This window comes from Aeromonas sp. FDAARGOS 1403 (assembly GCF_019047325.1).
Lineage (GTDB): Bacteria > Pseudomonadota > Gammaproteobacteria > Enterobacterales > Aeromonadaceae > Aeromonas > Aeromonas dhakensis.
In genome coordinates, this window is sequence record NZ_CP077249.1 from 1,268,806 (window position 1) to 1,286,782 (window position 17,977).

A 17,977-nucleotide genomic window follows, 5' to 3' on the forward strand; every position below is an offset into this window, starting at 1 on the left:
CCGGCACCATCAAAAGGAGTGAGCCATGATCCGACATATCCTGCTGATCGCCTTCAAGCCGGGCACCCAGCCTGAACAGATAGACGCGGTGCGCGCCGCCTTTCTCGCCATCCCCCATCAGGTCAGCGGCGTGCTGGCGGTGGAGTGGGGGCGGGATGACAGCCCGGAGGGGCGGGCCGAGGGCTTCACCCACAGCGTGCTGATGACCTTTGCCGACGAAGCGGCCCGCCAGCGTTATCTGCCCCACCCGGATCACGATGCCCTCAAGGCCATCTTCCGCCCGGTGCTGGAACGTATCATAGTGCTGGATTACACCCTGCAGGCCGGCGATGCGGTCAGCATCTGACGGTGGCAATAACGACGAGGAGCGTCTCATGTGGTTAGCTGCAATACAGCTGGTATCGGGCCGCAACTGGCAGGATAACCGGGAGCAGATCGCCGCCGAGCTGGCCCTGTTGCCCAAGGTGCGGCCGCTGCTGGTGCTGCTGCCGGAGAACTTCGCCCTGTTTGGCGAGCGGCAGGGCTATCTGGACGGGGCCGAGACCATAGGTTCCGATCTGGGCGGAGCAGCGCCGATCCAGCAGCAACTGGCCGAGTGGGCCCGTGACTACGGCATCTGGCTGGTGGCCGGGGCCATGCCCACCAGCATCGCCGGTTCCGACCATATCCACACCAGTACCCTGGTGTTCGACCCCTGCGGCGAGCGCAAGGGCCACTACCACAAGATCCACCTGTTCGACGTGGACGTGGCGGACAATCACGGCCGCTATCGGGAGTCGGAGACCTTCAGCCCCGGCGAGGAGCCTGTGCTGGTGGACTCCCCGTTTGGTCCCCTCGGCCTCTCGATCTGTTATGATCTGCGCTTTCCCGAACTGTACCGCCGGCTGGCCCGCGCCGGCGCCCGCGTGCTGCTGGTGCCTGCCGCCTTCACCGCCGTGACCGGCGAGGCGCACTGGGAGCCGCTGCTGAGGGCCCGCGCCATCGAGAACCAGTGCTACGTGGTGGCCGCCAATCAGGGCGGCACCCACGAGACGGGGCGCCAGACCTGGGGGCACAGCATGGTGATCGACCCCTGGGGCCGGGTGCTGGCCAGCCTGGACAGCGGGCGCGGCACCGTGCTGGCACCGCTGGACCAAGGTCTTATGGACGAACTGCAACGCACCATGCCGGTGCTAGGCCATGCCCGTCTGCTATGAACATGTGCAGGTTCGATTCGCCCTGTGGCAGGGGATCGGACGCTTGCAAACCCGATGGTGGGTTGGACGTCCGCTGACGTTTCGCCAAGTGAACCCAGGGTTGGGGATTTAACCGTTACGACATCTCGCATCGAGAGTGGAGAGAAAGATTGAGTCTATTGAGCCAGGTTAGTGCCTCCCTGTTGGCCCCGAACGATCTCGACGAAGGGCGCCTGCAGCAGCTGCTCGGCAGCCTGATGAGCCATCAGGTGGAGTTCGGCGACCTCTATTTCCAGCGCAGCTGGCACGAGTCCTGGATGCTGGAGGACGGCATCGTCAAGGATGGCAGTTACAACATCGATCAGGGGGTGGGGGTGCGCGCGGTCAGCGGCGAGAAGACCGGCTTCGCCTACTCGGACGAGCTGAGCCTGCTGGCGCTGCAACAGTCGGTGACCGCCGCCCGTGGCATCGCGGCTGCCGGTGCGCAGGGCAAGGTGAAGGCGTGGGCCAGAACCTCGGCAAACCTGCTCTACCCGGCGCTGGATCCGCTGCAGACCCTCGACAAGCAGCAGAAGATCGCCCTGCTGGAGCAGATGGACAAGTTCGCCAGAAGCCTGGATCCCGCCATCAATCAGGTGATGGCCTCCATCAGCGGTGTCTATGAAGAGGTGCTGGTGGCCGCCACCGATGGCACCCTGGCCGCCGACGTGCGTCCGCTGGTGCGCCTCTCGGTGACCGTCATCGCCGAAAAGGGCGATCGTCGCGAACGCGGCAGTGCCGGTGGCGGTGGCCGCTTCGGCTACGACTACTTCCTCGAGCTGGACGGGCTGGAGAGCCGGGCGTTTGGCTATGTGCGTGAAGCGGTGCGCCAGGCACTGGTCAACCTCGACGCCATCGATGCACCGGCCGGCACCATGCCGGTGGTACTCGGTGCCGGCTGGCCCGGCGTGCTGCTGCACGAGGCGGTGGGCCACGGTCTGGAGGGGGATTTCAACCGCAAGGGCTCGTCTGCCTTTGCCGGCCGCATCGGCGAGCAGGTGGCTTCCAAGCACTGCACCATCGTCGATGATGGCACCCTGCCGGGTCGGCGCGGCTCCGTCTCCATCGACGATGAGGGGACGCCGGGCGGCTACAACGTGCTGATCGAGAACGGCATCCTCAAGGGTTACCTGCAGGACAAGCAGAATGCCCGTCTGATGGGCGTGCCGCTCACCGGCAACGGCCGCCGCGAATCCTACGCCGCCCTGCCGATGCCGCGCATGACCAACACCTACATGCTGGCGGGTCAGTATGATCCGGCCGAGATCATCGCCTCGGTGAAGAAGGGGATCTACGCCCCCAACTTCGGCGGCGGTCAGGTGGACATCACCTCCGGCAAGTTCGTCTTCTCCGCCTCCGAGGCCTACCTCATCGAGGATGGCAAGATCACCGCCCCCATCAAGGGGGCGACCCTGATCGGCAACGGTCCCGAGGCGATGAGCCAGGTCTCCATGGTTGGCAAGGATCTCGCGCTGGATCGCGGGGTCGGGGTCTGCGGCAAGGAGGGGCAGAGCGTGCCGGTCGGTGTCGGTCAGCCCACCCTCAAGCTGGATCAGCTCACCGTGGGCGGCACCCAGTAAGGGCAGTGAGCGGTACTCCCGTGATCGCCAAACCCCCGGCCAGGTGCCGGGGTTTTGCTATCAGGGGTCATGGGAAACAAAAAGCCCCGGCAAGGGCCGGGGCTGCAGATGCGAAGCTCGGTCAGTTGACTGAAATGGCGCGGGCGTCGATGAAGAAGCGCGCGTTGCCTTGTTGGTCGACCCTGATCTGGGCAACCAGACGATCGCTCTGTTTGTACTCCCACCGGCTCTTGATCCGGGTCAGAGCGGGGCTGGCGGCACCGACCACGTTCAGATATTCATGAAACAGGCTGTAGCTTCCAATCTCGGTCAGCATCTTTTCCATTTGCACATCTCCTGAAGTGAGTGGGTGTCCATCCACAAACCTACCAAGCACACTCTGAATCGAATCTGTATAAAAAACAAACTAACTCATTTGTGTGTCAGCAACATGATCAGGCGCAAGATCAGCGCCGATTTTTGCGCATTTATGACACCGTTTTCAGTCAGGGCTGGCGCGGATCCTGCAGTTGATCAAGGGTGCCGGATACGTGTGGCAACGCGGGTGCCATTTGTACCGCCGGCGCACTGTGGAACACCGGATCCTGGGCCACCTCCTTGATGCCGTTGATGCAGAACTGCATGCCCATGCAGACCAGCAAGAAGCCCATGATCCGGGTCATGGCGTCGATGCCGGTGGCGCCCAGGATCTTGCAGACCGGATCCGCCAGCTTGAGCACGCCCCAGCTGAGCAGGCTCATCAGGGCGAAGGCGGTGACCATGGCGGCATAGATGGTGAAGCGGTTGTATTCGTCCGGCAGCTCGGCGATCTGGGCGGCGCCGCTGATCACCAGCGCCATGGTGCCGGGCCCGCACATGCTGGGCATGGTGAGAGGCACGAAGGCGATGCTCTGGTTGATATCGACCCCGTCCGCCTGGCTGGGGGCCGGGAACAGCATGCGAAAGCCGATGAAGGCGATGATGAGACCGCCGGCCAGGCGCAGGCCAGGAATGGAGATCCCGAACAGATCCAGGATGGAGGAGCCGATGAAGAAGCTGACGCAGAGGGTGCAGAACAGATAGATGGCGGCCAGGTTGATCTGGCGGCGCACGTGTTCGCGCGACATCCCCTTGCTCAGCCCCAGCAGCAGGGTGGCCGTAGTGGGTGGGTTGACCATGGGCAGCAGCGCCAGCAAGGCGAGAAATACGACCTGAAAGAACATCATGAACCTCGAATGACTGGGGGGCGGAGTAGTTCCGGGCCGTCGAGGGGCCCGAGAGGGAGGCTATCTTAAGTCGGCCAACCTGAACACAGGCGGTATGAAAAAAGCCCCGCACTGGGCGGGGCTCGAGATGGTTCAGGCGGCCTGCGGCGCACTCTGGCGCTGACTGCGCTGCTGCAGCCAGAGCCACAGGCCGATGGCAAAGCCGAGCACCGACAGGCTTACCACGTAGTGGGAGGGGGCCAGCATGTCGCTCTTCATCCAGAGCGTGACCAGCATGGGGGTGAGGCCGCCGAAGATGGCGTAGGCCACGTTGTAGGAGAACGACAGCCCGGAGAAGCGCACCACCGCCGGGAAGGCGTTGACCATGACGTAGGGCACGGCGCCGACGATCCCTACCGCAAAACCGGCCAGGACATAGAGCGGCACCAGCTGGCTGGTGTCACTCGCCAGCCCGTGATAGAAGGCGTAGCTGGCGCCGGCCAGCAGCAATGAACCCAGCATGAAGGTGGGGCCGCTGCCGAGGGCATCGATGAGCCGGCCATAGACGATGCAACCCAGCGTCAGGGCCAGAATGGCCAGCGAGTTGGCGGTCAGTGCATCGGCCGGGCTGATGCCGTGCACCTTCTGCAGATAGGTGGGGGTCATCAGGATCACCACCACTATGCCGGCGGAGAGCAGCCAGGTGAGCAACATGGAAATCACGACGCTGCCCTTGTGGCTGCGCAGCACCGTCTTGAGCGGCAGCTCTTCCGCCAGCGCCTTGTTGGCCTGCATCTCGGCAAAGACCGGGGTCTCGTGCAGCCAGCGGCGCAGGTACATGGCGACGATGCCGAACACCCCGCCAAGCACGAAGGCCAGACGCCAGCCCCAGTCGCTCACCTCGCTCGGGCTCATGCCGCGGTTGATGGCGGTGGCCACCAGGGAGCCGAGCAGGATGCCGGCCGTCAATCCCGCGGTGAGGGTGCCGCAGGCGACCCCGATCCGGCGGGCGGGTACGTGCTCCGCGACGAACACCCAGGCGCCGGGCACTTCACCGCCGATGGCGGCCCCTTGCAGGATCCGCAGCAGCAACAGCAGCAGGGGGGCGGCGATGCCAAGCACGGCGTAGGTGGGCAGCAGGCCGATCAGCAGGGTGGGCAGCGCCATCATGATGATGCTCAGGGTGAACATCCGCTTGCGGCCGATGAGATCGCCAAAGTGAGCCATGATGATGCCGCCCAGCGGACGAGCCAGATAGCCGGCGGCGAAGATGCCGAAGGTCTGGAACTGGCGCAGCCACTCGGGAATGTCGGCGGGGAAGAAGAGCTCGCCGATCACCACGGCGAAGAAGACGAAGATGATGAAGTCGTAAAATTCGAGGGCACCGCCCAGCGCCGCCAGGCTCAGGGTCTTGTAGTCCTGTCGGTTGAGGGGACGGCTGTGGTCGTAAGCTTGCGTGACTGTCGTCATATCCTTATGTTTCCCATCGTCTTTTTAGTTATTGTTCCCCATCCTTGCAGGGGACACGCTCACTACCGAGGGTATGCTTTTGCATCCCGACCTGTAAATCGCACAATTCGCAACACTGTCTTGCAGCTTTTTGGTGCAGCAAGGCGAGGGCAGGCACCGCGCCCGGGGCGAATGACAACCAAGGTGAGCCGGCTGGCCGCCAGTGCCCGGCCACCGGATTGCTGGAGATATCATGACGAAGACCAAGGTGCTGCTCTCCTGGAGCAGCGGCAAGGACAGCGCCTGGGCGCTGCACACACTGCGGCAGGATCCTGCCATCGAGGTGGTGGGGCTGTTCACCACCCTCAACCAGGCGTTCGAGCGGGTGGCCATGCACGGGGTGCGCAAGCAGTTGCTGCTGGCGCAGGCCGAATGCGTGGGATTGCCGCTGACCACCATCGACCTGCCCTGGCCATGCAGCAACGAAGATTACGCCCGCATCATGACCGACTTCATCGCCGACGTGGTGGCACAGGGGATCCGCCACATGGCGTTTGGCGATCTCTTTCTCGAAGACGTGCGCGCCTATCGGGAGCGGCAGCTGGCGGGGACGGGGATCACGCCGTTGTTTCCGCTGTGGGGCAGCAAGACAGGCGAGCTGGCGCAACAGATGATGGCGGCAGGGCTCAGGGCCAGGATCAGCACCCTGGATCCGCGCAAGCTGCCTGCCACCCTCGGCGGGCATGAGTTTGATGCGGCCTTGCTGGCGGCGCTGCCCGACGGGGTGGACCCGTGCGGCGAGAACGGCGAGTTTCATACCCTGGCCTGGGATGGCCCCATGTTCCGCCAACCGCTGGCCATCCGGACCGGCGAGACGGTGGAGCGGGACGGCTTCGTCTTCACCGATCTGCTGCCCGCCACCACCTAGTCGCGATTGGGCTCCCGCTCGCCCTTGTCGTCGTTGTAGCGCAGGGCGATCTCGTGGAACTGCTGGTGGATGGAGGCAAAGGCGTCCGTGATGTCGGGGTCGAAGTGGTTGCCCCGCCCCGCCAGTATGATGGGCACCACCTCCTGGTGGGACATGGCGGCCTTGTAGCAGCGCTTGCTGATGAGGGCGTCGTACACGTCGGCCAGCGCCATCAGCCGGGCCGAGAGGGGGATCTCGTCGCCGATCAGGCCGTAGGGATAGCCGGTGCCGTCCCACTTCTCGTGGTGGTAGCAGGCGATCTCCTTGGCCAGCCGCAGGAATTCCACCTCCACCCCAAGCGCCTCCTCGGCGTGGACGATGGCCTCCTTGCCGAGGATGGAGTGATGTTTCATCTGGGCAAACTCCTCTTCATCCAGCTTGCCGGGTTTGAGCAGGATGCGGTCCGGTACGCCGACCTTGCCGATGTCGTGCAGGGGGGCCGACTTGAACAGCAGATCTATGGTCTTGGGGGTCAGCTCGGCATGGAAGCGGGGGTGATCGCAGAGGGTCTCCGCCAGCAGCCGCACATAGTGCTGGGTACGCAGTATGTGGTTGCCGGTCTCGTTGTCGCGGGTTTCGGCCAGCGAGGCGAGGGAGTGGATGGTGATGTTCTGGATCAGCTCGTTCTCCCGGGTGCGCCGCTCCACCTCCTGCTCCAGATAGGCGTTCTGATCGTGCAGCAGATCCCGCGCTGTTTTCAGCTCCAGGTGGTTTCTGACCCTGGCCAGCACGATGGCGGGGGAGATCGGCTTGTGGATGTAGTCGACGGCCCCGAGTGCCAGGCCGTGCGCCTCCGCGCTCTCCTCCACCTGGGCGGTCAGGAAGATCACCGGGATCTCCCGCGCCTGCGGCATCTCCTGTAGCGCCTGCATCACCTGGTAGCCATCCATCTGGGGCATCACCACGTCGAGCAGGATCAAGTCCACCCTGGGGCCGGTCGAGAGGATCTCCAGCGCCCGCTGGCCGCTGATGGCTATCTTGACCCGATAGTGGGGGCTGAGCAGGGCGCTGAGCAGGGAGAGGTTCTCCGGCGTGTCGTCGACCACCAGCAGGGTGGGTTTGGTATCTGGATCCAGCAAGTTGAGCATGATGGTGCCCTCACTCTTGGTTGAACAGATCGGGTCTGAGGGCCCGGACTTGTTGCAGATGAGCCAGTGCATCGTCGAAACGAAAACGGCTCATGGCCTCACCGATGGCTGGCGCTCTCTCCCCCAGCAGGGGGGCGAGCCGGGCCTGATGGCGCTGAAACAGGGTGAAGGCTTCGGCATCATCCTCCAGCAGCAGCCCGGTGAGCCGGTTGAGCAGAGGAGCGGTATCGATCTTCTCCTGCTCGGGCTGCTCGGGTACTTCGTCTGGCAGCAACTGCAGCAGCCCCTGCGCCAGTTGTGCTTGCAGTTGCAGCCCCTGTTCGGCCAGTGGCAGCAGAGCGGCAGCCTCGTCACCCCGGGTGATGGCGTTTTCCAGTGTGGCCGCGATCTCCTGCAATGATTCGGCGCCCAGGGTGGCCGCTATTCCCTTGAGGGTATGGGCATGCCGGTGTGCCTCTTCCCGTTCGTCCGCCTGCAAAGCGGTCAGCAGGCTTGCCATGGGTTGCGTACCCTGCTGGGCGAAGCGCAGCAGCAGATCCTGATACCAGCCCCAGTTGTTCATCAGCCGCTGCAAGGCTCGTTTGGCATTGAGCCCGAGCTCGCACAGCTGTGGCAGCAACGACGATGTCGGGGGCGGTTGCGACGTCTTGAATCTGGCCCCGACCTCGCGGCTGAAGGAGGTTGCCCAGCGTTGCAGGGCGTCATAGAGCTTGTCGGGATCGATGGGCTTGGCGATGTGATCGTCCATGCCGGCGGCGAGGCAGCGCTCGCGATCACCGGCCATGACGTTGGCGGTCATCGCCAGGATCGGAATGTGCTGCCCCGTTCCCTCTTGCTGGCGCAGTTGCCGGGTGGCGGCCAGCCCATCCATCACCGGCATCTGCATGTCCATCAGGATCAGGTCGTAGGGAGCCTTGGTCGCCATATCCAGTGCGATGGCACCATTGCTGGCCACGCTCACTTTGGCGCCCACCGCCTGCAGCAACTCCAGCGCCACCTGTTGATTGAGTTCATTGTCTTCCGCCAGCAGGATCTGCAGGCCGTCGAAGCGATAGTGATGGGTCGCCTGATGCTTGAAGGAGAGGGTCGCTGCCTGTTGCCCGAACAGGCCGATGACGGTATCGAACAGCACGGAGGCGCAGACCGGCTTGACCAGTACCCGATCAAAACCGGCAGCATCGGCCTCGCGAAAGATCTCCTCGCGCCCGTAGCCGGTCACCATGACCCGATAGGGGCGCCGGCCCGCACCTCGGGCGATGAGACGACGCCCCGTCTCGATGCCGTCCAGTCCCGGCATGCGCCAGTCCAGCAGCACCACCTCATAGGGGGTTCCCTGCTGCTCGGCATCCGCGATCATCTGCAGGGCCTGTTGGCCGGACTCTGCGGTGTCCACCACAAAGCTCATGCCGCGCAGCAGGGCGGCCAGTATGGTACGGGCACTGGCGCTGTCGTCGGCCACCAACATGCGGCGGCCGCGCAGATCCAGGCTCGGCAGATAGCGGGATCTGCGCCTGCCGCGGCCGAGCCTGGCGGTAAACCAGAAGGTGCTGCCCTGGCCCGGCTCGCTCTGCACGCCCACCTCGCCCCCCATCAGGCCCGCCAGCTTGCGGCAAATGGCAAGGCCAAGCCCGGTGCCGCCGTACTTGCGGGTGGTGGAGCTATCCGCCTGCTGGAAGGACTGGAACAGCCGCTGCTGCTGCTCCTGGCTCATGCCGATCCCGGTATCCTGCACCGAGCAGTGCAGCAGTACCTCCTGCGGCAGCTTCTCCAGACAGCGGACCTTGACCAGGATCTCTCCCTGCTCGGTGAACTTGACCGCGTTGTTGGCGTAGTTGATGAGGATCTGGCCGAGACGCAGGGGATCGCCATAGAGCAGGGTGTCGAGCTGGTGGTCGACCTCGAACAACAGCTCTATGCCCTTGGCTTCTGCCTTTTCACCCACCAGGGTGGCGAGGTTTTCCAGCACGTGGTCGAGATCGAACTCGATCCGTTCCAGATCCAGCTTGCCCGCCTCGATCTTCGAGAAATCCAGGATGTCGTTGATGATGCCGAGCAGGTGCTGCGCGGCACGCTGGATCTTGCTGACATAATCGAGCTGCTGCGGATCGAGCCGGGTCTGCAGGGCGAGGTGGGACATGCCGAGGATGGCGTTCATGGGGGTGCGGATCTCGTGGCTCATGTTGGCGAGAAATTCGCTTTTGGCCCGGGTCGCGCTCTCCGCCAGTTCATAGGCCTGCTCCAGCTCCTGGTTCTTGGCCTGCATCACCGCAAACAGCTCTTCCCGGGTCGGTTCGGCGAACTGCTGCTGCATCTGTTGTTGCCGCCCGGCATCTGGCCAGTGCGGCAACCGGCAGACCAGGGCGAGGAGATTGTCGGCGTGCACCTCCAGCCGGATGCTGCCCGGATGCATGTCGGCAGGGGCGGGGGAGAGCGGGACATCGGCCGTGAGGGTGAGCCATAGCTCCTGCGCCTCTGGTTCCAGCCACAGCTGCAGTTGCAGTGGATCCGAAGTCTCCATCAGCTGGCGCACCAGCTCTGAGGTTGCCCCCGCCAGCGGGGCCACGAAGGTCGGCGATTTGTCGAGGCAGGTGAGCACCTGGATCACCTTGCGCCGGGCGGTGAGGGCCGCCGCAGGGCCGGACAACAGGGTTTCACCGATCAGTTGCCGCATCTACTTCTCCTCTGCCGGCAGCACGCGCAACACGATGCAGCTGGCATCGTCGGTGCTGCGGCCGCTGTGGGCGATGACCTGGTGGGCCAGCGTGGCGGGCTCGGCGGCGAGATCCAGTGCGCCGTCGCGCAGATTGAGGGATTCGCTGATGCCGTCCGAGTAGAGCATCACCACGTCCCCGGCGACGAGGGGCTGGCGCTGCAGCAGGGGGGTGGGGAAGCGTTCCCCCAGCACCCCGTCGCGGGAGATGCCGCGCCAGGGGTCGTGACCGCGCAGACAGATGCGGGTATTGCCGATGCCGGCATAGCTCAGCTCACCCCGCTCGCCGTTGATCAGCGCTACGCCGGCGGCGGCGCCCCGGGTACCGATGCAGCGCTGGTGCAGCAGTTGCAGCAGACGGGCGGGTTCCTGTTCACGGGTCTGCTGCAACGTCGCTTCCAATATCTGTACCAGCTGGTTGGCAGAAGCGCCATGACCGCTCACGTCGATCAGGACCAGCGACACCCCCTCGGGCCCCGGCCGGATGAAGGCCAGATCGCCGGAGACCCGCTCCGGGTAGCAGGGACGGTTCTCGCTGGCCCATGCCAGGCCAAGGCCGGCGTGCAGCTGCCCCGTGCATGAGAGGGGAGAAACCGGCCTTGGCTCCACGGGGGCCGCACCCAGCCACTTGCGGGCCTGCACCAGGGTACCCCCCTCCGGCGGGGTGCTGATGGTGAGTTCAGACATCATGCGCCGCACGCCGGGCAGCCCCAGCCCCAGGGTACCCGAGGTGCTGTAGTGCTCCTGCATGGCTTGATGTATGTCGGGGATGCCGGGGCCCTGATCGCGGGCGATGATGTCGATGCAGGGGCGTCCTCTGGGATGGTGGATGGTAAGGGTGATCTCCCCCCGTTCGGCATACTTCAGGATGTTGCTGCCAAGCTCGGATACCACGGTGGAGAGCATGGTGCGATCCACCTCGGAGAGGTCGGCGATGAAGGGGAGGCGACGCACCGCCATCACCGTCAGGTGCAGATCGATGTCGTGACGCAATGGGTAGCGGGCCTGCTGGGTGCTCAGCTCCTGCTCCATGGTGCCTACTCCTCGCCCTTGAGAGTACGGGCATGGGCGAAGGCGTCGTCCATGTCGAGAAAGCAGCGCAGCGGCACCGGCTCGGCGTCGGCCAGCGCCAGGAAGGCGGCGATCCCCGCATTCAGCCCCACCAGCAGGCAGACGGCTCCCAGCAGGCGGCACACCTGGGCCAGTTTGCGAACCTGCCGAAACTCGTGGTGATCGAGCAGCATGACCCCGGAGAAGTCGAGCAGCACCGCGTGCTGGCGCCCCTGCACCAGCCGCAGGGATAGTGCCTGCGTTAGTTGTTGCATGCCTTCGTCACCGAGGTCTGGCCGCATGCTGACGACGATGCAGCCAGCCACGTCGGCGATGCCCAGATCGTTGTTGAGCAGCATGATCGGCGCTCCTAGAGGGTGGATCCGACCCGCTTGAGGGCTATCTCGAACGCATCCCGCAGGGTCGCCGTGGTACGGATGTCACCGACCGAGACCCCCAGCTCCACCATGGTGCGGGCGATGGCTGGCGAGACGCCGGAGATGATGGCCTCGCACCCCATGAACTGGGTGGCCTTGGTGATCTTGATCAGCTGATTGGCGACCCCGGTGTCCACGGTGGCGACCCCGGCGATGTCCAGCACGAAGACCCGGGCCCGGGTCTCGGCTATCTTGGTCAGCGACTTGTTCATCACGTCGGCGGTGCGCATGGAGTCGATGATACCCACCAGCGGCAGCAGCAGGATCCCGTCCCAGATGGGAGTCACCGGGGTCGACATCTCCTGCAGCGACTTGTGCAGCTCCTCGCGCACCCTGGCGGCCTCTTCGGCCTCCTCCATGGCGCGCTTGAGCTGATGATGCTGCTCCACCTGAGCCGTGATGTCGGTGGCAAACTTGACGATCTTGCTGGGTTTGCCGGTCAGATCCAGCACCGGGTTGTAGGATCCCTGGATCCAGACCTCCTGCCCCTGCTTGCCGATCCGGCAGAACTCCCCCGCCAGGTATTCGCCGCGGCGCAGGGTCTCCCAGAAGGCGCCATAATCGGCCGACTGGGCATAATCAGGGTCGACCAGCAGCCTGTGGTGTTTGCCTTTCAGCTCATCCAGCTGATAACCCACGATCTCGAGAAAGCGCGGGTTGGCATCGAGAATGGTGCCATCCAGCGAGAACTCCACCTTGCCCATGACCCGGCTCAGGGCGTTGAGCTGCCCCTCGAAGTTGGCGTTGAGCTGTTTCTGCTCGGTCAGATCCATGCTGTATTCGATGATCCGGCTCAGCGCGCCCTGCTCGTCCAGCAGGGGGCTGCAACTGCCCCGCAGCCAGATGTCCCGGCCGTGCCGATCCAGCCGGTGAAACTCTCCCTCCTGCTCCCTGCCCGCCTTCAATGCCTCCCAGTGGGCGGCATGAGCAGGCGAGTCGAGCACGTCGTGCGGCAACAGCATGGCGTAATGCTGGCCCTTGAGCTCGCTTAGCTGATAGCCCATGATGGCGAGAAAACGCGGGTTGGCGTCCAGGATCTGCCCGTCAGGAGAGAGTTCGAGTCTGGCCATCAGCTGGTCGATGGCATCGAGCCTGGCCTGGGGTGAAGAGGGAGTCGCTGTGTTCGGGTGGGCAACGGCGGTGTGCACGTCCATGGCATCTCCAATAAGGCGCAATTGACTTGAATGTCACTAGAAAGCGTACAGCAGTTATAGCCCACCGGGGCGAGATCGTGGGACAAGAAGTGCCGAAAGAACCTGTCTGCGGGTGGGCCCTGGGCCTGGGGGCTTCGTCATGAACCTCCTGTATCGCGACTACCCCCAGGGCGCGCTCACGTCCCTTCACTGTCACGACGGCCCGCAGTTTTGCTACCTGCATCGGGGCGGCGGCGTGATCAGCAGTCAGGCGACAGGCGTGCTGCTGGTGGCGGGTCAGCTCTGTCTGATCCCGGCCGGGCTGGCCCATGAGTTCAGGGTGCTGCGCCACTCCCAACTCAGTCTGGTCTATCTGGATGACCTGGATGGAGGGGGCGAGTTGACGACCCGCCAGGTGAGCCCGCTGTTGGCCGGCCTGTTCGATCGGCTGGCAGACATGGCGGAGCCGGGCCTCAGGGATGCCTATCTGACGGTACTGGCAGCCGAACTGAGACAGACGCCGGCGGCGACCGGATTCATGTTGAGCGCGGGGCTGGATGTGCGGCTGCTGCGGGTGCTGGAGCAGGTCTGCAGGCGCCCTTCCATCGAATACGGGCTGGCGGAGCTGGCTGCCGGTTCAGGGGCCTCGGTGCGCACCCTCAATCGGCTGTTCAGCCAGCAACTGGGCTGCAGCTTTCGACAATGGCGGCAACAGGTGGTGATGGGTCGGGCCCGCCAGTTGCAGCAACAGGGCCAGCCGCTGTCGCGGATAGCCCTTGAACTGGGGTACGGGGATTTCAGCGCCTTTTCTCACGCCTTCAATCGCTGCTTGCGGGAATCGACGGGGCCGTGAGACGGGAGCCGAGATCCCGGTCGGCCGGCTCCCCCGCCAGCAGGCAGGTCAGCTCATCGGTGTGACTCAGGCGCTCGCCCTGAAAGGTAAACAGGGCGCTCACCTTGCACTCGATCCGTGCGCCGTCGTGACGCCAGGCCCGCACCCGATGCAGGGAGTGCACCCGGTTTCCCTCTGCCAGCAGCGAAACAAAATGGATCTCGCAGCGGGCCAGGCTCTGGCGCAGGGCCAGCAGGTGTTGTTCGAAGGCGGCGCGATCCAGCCGCTGCTCATCCACCAGCTGGACATAGTCCGGGCAGAACCAGTGATCGAGTTCGGCCGGGGTGAAATCGGGGTCGCAGATGACCCGGTTGAGGCAGGCTTGCAGCCGTTGCTTGTAATCCATGATGGGCTCCTGAGTGGATGGGAGCGGCCAGTATGGGGCCTGTGGTCTGCTTCGGCCTTGGCGTCTACGCCATCCTGTTTGGCGATTGCGCCAAGATGGGGGCTTGCGGTAGTGATGCGTGCCACCTGGCCCTGTTTTGTGGCTGGTTTCACGGTTTTCGGTGGCGGCATGGGGCAGGATCGGCCCCCTGTTTCCTTCATGTGACGAGTCGTATCATGTCCGCATTGCCCCGTTTTGCCCTGCTTGCCTCCCTGGTTGCCGCCAGCCTGACCCTGCCTGCCGTGGCCGTCGAAGCTCCGGCCAGCCCTGTCGGTGTCACTGCGGTGACCCTGTCCCAGCAGGCGCCCATTCACTGGGTGTCGGTGGCGCAGATTGCCAGGAGCCTGGATGGGTTGCCGCCGATGGCGGTCGGTTTTGACATCGACGACACCCTGCTCTTCTCCAGCCCGGGGTTTTATCGCGGCAAGCAGGAGTTCTCCCCCAACGACGAGAGCTACCTGAAGAACCCCGCCTTCTGGGAGAAGATGAACAACGGTTGGGACGCCTTCAGCGTGCCGAAAGAGGTGGGCAAGGCGCTCATCGCCATGCACCTCCAGCGCGGCGATCACATCTATTTCGTTACCGGCCGTTCGGCCACCAGGACCGAGACCGTCAGCCAGACCCTGCAGCAGACCATGAACATTCCGGCCGACCAGCTCAACCCGGTGATCTTCGCCGGTGACCAGCCGGGCCAGAACACCAAGGTGCAGTGGCTCAAGGAGAAGCAGATGAAGGTCTTCTACGGCGATGCCGATGGCGACATCAAGGCCGCGCAGGAGATCGGTATTCGCGGCATCCGGCTGCTGCGCGCGGCCAACTCCACCTACCGGCCGCTGCCGCTGGCTGGCGCGTTAGGGGAGGAGGTGATCGTCAACTCCCAGTACTGATGTTCATCCCTGCATGAGAAAAGGGGCCGGATCCTGTCAGGATCCGGCCCCTTTTTTGGGCGTCTAGCGGGCGGCGAAGGTGTTGCAGCTGGCGGGCTTGCCGCTGTCAAAGCCGCGCTTGAACCAGGCGTAGCGCTGGGCCGAGCTGCCGTGGGTGAAGCTGTCCGGGATCACCCGGCCCTGGCTCTGCTGCTGCAGACGATCGTCGCCGATGGCCTGGGCGGCGTTGAGCGCCTCCTCCAGATCACCGGTTTCCAGCACCTGTTCCCGCTCCATGTAGTGGCCCCAGACACCGGCAAAACAGTCGGCCTGCAACTCGAGTTTGACCGATAGCTTGTTCTGCTCGGCCCGGCTCAGCCCCTGCTGCTGTTCACGCATCTTGCGCTCGATGCCGAGCAGGTTCTGCACGTGGTGGCCCACCTCGTGCGCCACCACGTAGCCCTGGGCGAAGTCGCCGTCGGCTCCCAGCTTGTCGCGCATCTCCTGATAGAAGGAGAGATCGATGTAGACGGTGCGATCCGCCGGGCAGTAGAAAGGCCCCATCACCGACTGACCCTGGCCGCAGCCGGTACGGGTTGCACCGCGATAGAGCACCAGTTTGGGGGCCTGATAGCGGTTGCCGCTCTGCTGGAAGATCTCGCCCCAGGCATCCTCGGTGGAGGCGAGCATCACCGAAGTGAACCTGGCGAGGGGATCCTTGGCCGGCTGAGACATCTCCTGACGCTGGGGCGGGGTCTGGGATGCCGGCTCGTTGAGCAGGGGGGAGAGATCCACCCCGTAATAGCCGGCCACCATGACCACCACCAGCAGGATCAGACGCCCCTTGCCGCCGATGGGGAGCCCGCCACCGCCCCCCTGCTGGCGTCTGTCTTCCACATTGTTGCTCTCGCGGCGATCTTGCCAGCGCATATGCTTGCTCCCCTGCTGTCCGGTGGCAGTAATGATAATGGCTGGCGGGACGGCTTGCCTAACGGGAGCAGGCCGGCGGTCGGGTTGCCGCCGGCGGGCAAGAAGGTTTATTCGGCCCAGGGCATCTCGGGCAGGGAGTCCAGAAACTGGCCGTAGCGCTCGAGGTTGAAGGGGCCCTGATCCGCTTCCATCGCCATCAGCTCGGCCCCCAGGGCGCAGGCGATATACTGCAGCGCCTCCTCGCGCGGGGTGCCCTTCATCACCAGCCGCATCAGGGTCGCCTTGACCTGCAGCGGGTGGCCGTCGCTGAGCTGGTTGTCGACCATCTCCAGCAGGGTTTGCTCGTCGAAGAACTCGGTGGGTTCGCTCATGTGCTGTGCCTCGTCATGTCATAAGGGATGCCAGTATAGCGATATAGCTATTAACACATTGAAATATTTCGATAAAAACATTTCGGTATGGGCTGTTTTTGTTACTCATAATTAATGTGGGTTTGCGGTCTGCAAACGACAACCATCATAAAATCGCATGGACGGATACCAATATGCCCACCATAGACTCGCTGTTATCCAAGCCCCAGAACCTGCCCAACGTGCCCGAAGTCATGCGCGAACTGGTGCAGACCTTCAATGAGAAAGAACCGGATATCCTGTTGATTGCCAAGAAGATCAACAAGGATCCGGTGATCTCCGCCAAGCTGCTGCGGCTGGCCAACTCCGCCAAGTTTGGTGGCAGTCGCCAGGTCGCCACCGTCAACGAGGCCGTGGTGCGGCTCGGGGTCGACGTGGTGCGCAACATGGTGTTCGCCTGCGGCCTGACCGGCTCCATCGGTGCCGTGCCCGGCATCGAGCTCAAGCATTTCTGGGGCAAGGTGTTCGACGTGGCCGAACTGGCCAGGCGGCTGGCCAAGCTCAAGGGCATGAAGGGGGAGGAGGTGTTCACCTGCGCCCTGCTCTACGACATGGGGCGGCTCATCATGCACGTGGGGCTGCCGGAGAACATGGTGAACCACATCAAGGATCTGGAGCCCAGCAAGGGACGCGCCAAGGCCGAGGAGCTGGTGGTCGGCTTCAACTATGCCCAGACCGGGGCCGAGATGGCCAGGCGCTGGCAATTCCCCCTGAGCATCTGCCATGCGGTGGAGTACCACTACAACCCCTTGCTGGCCAAGGAGTTCTCTGCCGAGGCTGCGATCATCCATCTGGCCATCGCACTGGCGGCGCAGTCGGATGTGGGGGAAGCGGCACCGCCCGAGTGGCCAACCCAGGTGGCCGAGCGACTCGGCCTCGCCTGGCCCGATTGCGCCGCCGTGTTCGTCGCGCTGCGCGAGCAGGGCAACGGTTATGCCGGCTTGCTGGCGGCCTGACGCCACCCATTTCATCGACCAGGGCCGCACCGCGGCCCTTTTTCATGGTGACGGCCTTGCCAATGAGCGGTTGCGGGGGCAGTCTTGGGGCCTGTCTCTTCTAAGCGAGCCCTTGCCATGATCCTCTCCGAGCGCCTGGAACTGCGCGAACTGGCGGTTGCCGATGCCCCCTTCATTCTCGAACTGCTCAACGATCCCGACTTTCACCGCTACATCGGCGATCGGGGCATCCGCACCCTGCTGGATGCTGAAAACTACATCCAGCAAGGGCCGGCGGTCAGCTATGCCCGTCATGGTCACGGTCTCTACCTGGTGGCAAGGCGCAGCGACGGAGCCAAGCTCGGCATCTGCGGCCTGATCAAGCGTGATACCCTGCCTTGTGAAGACATTGGCTACGCCTTCCTGCCCGCCTGGCGCGGTCAGGGTTATGGCATCGAAGCGGCGCAGGCGGCGCTGCAGGATGGTCGGGAGCGGCTTGGCATCGAGCGAGTGGTAGCCATCGTCACCCCGGGCAACGCGCGTTCGGTGGCGCTGCTGGCCAAGCTGGGGCTGGTGCAAAGCCGGTTGGTCAAACTGGCCGAGGATGCGGATGAGTGTCTGTTGCTGGAGGCAGTAACGGCATGACACTGATGAAACAGCAGGAGGAGGATCACGTTTTCGGGGGCAAGTGCCCCGTTTCCTGAGATCTTGCCCGCCAGCCCATCAAATATGCGTTTTGGGGCGTCT

The 17,977-nt window shown here is 64.2% G+C and carries 19 protein-coding genes; 8 read left to right on the forward strand and 11 right to left on the reverse strand.

Going from position 1 to position 17,977, the window contains the following annotated elements; genetic code table 11:
- Positions 1-25: 25 nt before the first annotated feature.
- The 3 genes from I6L33_RS06140 (at position 26) to tldD (ending at position 2,794) form a co-directional block, all read left to right on the forward strand.
- Positions 26-346: a Dabb family protein gene (locus I6L33_RS06140; RefSeq protein WP_019839987.1), complete on the forward strand. Its 321-nt coding sequence runs from the start codon at positions 26-28 to the stop codon at positions 344-346.
- Between the two features lie 28 nt (positions 347-374).
- A complete protein-coding gene (locus I6L33_RS06145) occupies positions 375-1,196 on the forward strand; it encodes a carbon-nitrogen hydrolase family protein (protein ID WP_216973712.1) in 822 nt (273 codons plus the stop codon).
- 149 nt (positions 1,197-1,345) lie between these two features.
- On the forward strand, positions 1,346-2,794 hold the full coding sequence (gene tldD, locus I6L33_RS06150) for a metalloprotease TldD (protein WP_024942708.1): 1,449 nt from the start codon (positions 1,346-1,348) through the stop codon (positions 2,792-2,794).
- A 121-nt stretch (positions 2,795-2,915) separates the two neighbouring features.
- Here the strand turns inward: tldD and I6L33_RS06155 are convergent, their stop codons facing one another.
- From I6L33_RS06155 to I6L33_RS06165, 3 genes are all read right to left on the reverse strand, one after another.
- Positions 2,916-3,119: a hypothetical protein gene (locus I6L33_RS06155; protein WP_005308127.1), complete on the reverse strand. Its 204-nt coding sequence runs from the start codon at positions 3,117-3,119 to the stop codon at positions 2,916-2,918.
- Between the two features lie 160 nt (positions 3,120-3,279).
- Positions 3,280-3,996, reverse strand: a complete 717-nt coding sequence (locus I6L33_RS06160) for a MarC family NAAT transporter (RefSeq protein ID WP_025202347.1) — start codon at positions 3,994-3,996, stop codon at positions 3,280-3,282.
- A gap of 135 nt (positions 3,997-4,131) precedes the next feature.
- Complete coding sequence (locus I6L33_RS06165; protein ID WP_010635359.1) at positions 4,132-5,448, reverse strand: MFS transporter; 1,317 nt, start codon at positions 5,446-5,448, stop codon at positions 4,132-4,134.
- A gap of 232 nt (positions 5,449-5,680) precedes the next feature.
- Here I6L33_RS06165 and I6L33_RS06170 point away from each other — a divergent pair, with 232 nt between their 5' ends.
- Positions 5,681-6,355 (forward strand): ATPase, encoded by a 675-nt coding sequence (locus tag I6L33_RS06170; protein WP_019840511.1) that lies wholly within the window; start codon positions 5,681-5,683, stop codon positions 6,353-6,355.
- Here I6L33_RS06170 and I6L33_RS06175 read toward each other — a convergent pair.
- The 5 genes from I6L33_RS06175 to I6L33_RS06195 are packed head-to-tail and all read right to left on the reverse strand — an operon-like array spanning position 6,352 to position 12,833.
- Positions 6,352-7,554, reverse strand: coding sequence for an HD-GYP domain-containing protein (locus tag I6L33_RS06175; RefSeq protein WP_010635357.1), 1,203 nt, complete (start codon positions 7,552-7,554; stop codon positions 6,352-6,354). The genes I6L33_RS06170 and I6L33_RS06175 overlap by 4 nt on opposite strands.
- Positions 7,493-10,153 (reverse strand): response regulator, encoded by a 2,661-nt coding sequence (locus I6L33_RS06180; protein WP_216973713.1) that lies wholly within the window; start codon positions 10,151-10,153, stop codon positions 7,493-7,495. Before I6L33_RS06180 ends, I6L33_RS06175 begins: the two co-directional genes overlap by 62 nt.
- A complete protein-coding gene (locus I6L33_RS06185; RefSeq protein WP_216973714.1) occupies positions 10,154-11,224 on the reverse strand; it encodes an ATP-binding SpoIIE family protein phosphatase in 1,071 nt (356 codons plus the stop codon).
- A gap of 5 nt (positions 11,225-11,229) precedes the next feature.
- Entirely contained in the window at positions 11,230-11,601 is a 372-nt protein-coding gene (locus I6L33_RS06190; RefSeq protein WP_216973715.1) for an anti-anti-sigma factor, read from the reverse strand.
- 11 nt (positions 11,602-11,612) lie between these two features.
- Positions 11,613-12,833, reverse strand: a complete 1,221-nt coding sequence (locus tag I6L33_RS06195) for a PAS domain-containing protein (RefSeq protein ID WP_010635353.1) — start codon at positions 12,831-12,833, stop codon at positions 11,613-11,615.
- Between the two features lie 139 nt (positions 12,834-12,972).
- On the opposite strand from I6L33_RS06195, the gene I6L33_RS06200 reads away from it, so the two are divergent.
- A complete protein-coding gene (locus I6L33_RS06200; protein ID WP_216973716.1) occupies positions 12,973-13,665 on the forward strand; it encodes a helix-turn-helix transcriptional regulator in 693 nt (230 codons plus the stop codon).
- Here the strand turns inward: I6L33_RS06200 and I6L33_RS06205 are convergent.
- On the reverse strand, positions 13,631-14,050 hold the full coding sequence (locus tag I6L33_RS06205) for a nuclear transport factor 2 family protein (RefSeq protein ID WP_216973717.1): 420 nt from the start codon (positions 14,048-14,050) through the stop codon (positions 13,631-13,633). The two genes, I6L33_RS06200 and I6L33_RS06205, sit on opposite strands and share 35 nt — an antisense overlap.
- Positions 14,051-14,265: 215 nt before the next feature.
- Between I6L33_RS06205 and aphA the strand changes: the two genes are divergently transcribed.
- Positions 14,266-14,976 (forward strand): acid phosphatase AphA, encoded by a 711-nt coding sequence (aphA, locus tag I6L33_RS06210; RefSeq protein WP_024942699.1) that lies wholly within the window; start codon positions 14,266-14,268, stop codon positions 14,974-14,976.
- A 63-nt stretch (positions 14,977-15,039) separates the two neighbouring features.
- Here aphA and I6L33_RS06215 read toward each other — a convergent pair whose 3' ends face one another.
- A complete protein-coding gene (locus I6L33_RS06215) occupies positions 15,040-15,885 on the reverse strand; it encodes a neutral zinc metallopeptidase (RefSeq protein WP_054543934.1) in 846 nt (281 codons plus the stop codon).
- A gap of 107 nt (positions 15,886-15,992) precedes the next feature.
- A complete protein-coding gene (locus I6L33_RS06220) occupies positions 15,993-16,256 on the reverse strand; it encodes a hypothetical protein (protein ID WP_005308154.1) in 264 nt (87 codons plus the stop codon).
- Between the two features lie 173 nt (positions 16,257-16,429).
- Here I6L33_RS06220 and I6L33_RS06225 point away from each other — a divergent pair, with 173 nt between their 5' ends.
- Positions 16,430-17,251 carry an HDOD domain-containing protein gene (locus I6L33_RS06225; protein WP_005308156.1) on the forward strand — a complete coding sequence of 274 codons (822 nt, stop codon included), beginning with the start codon at positions 16,430-16,432 and terminating at the stop codon, positions 17,249-17,251.
- Positions 17,252-17,368: 117 nt separating this feature from the next.
- Positions 17,369-17,875 carry a GNAT family N-acetyltransferase gene (locus I6L33_RS06230; protein WP_216973718.1) on the forward strand — a complete coding sequence of 169 codons (507 nt, stop codon included), beginning with the start codon at positions 17,369-17,371 and terminating at the stop codon, positions 17,873-17,875.
- Positions 17,876-17,977: the final 102 nt, after the last annotated feature.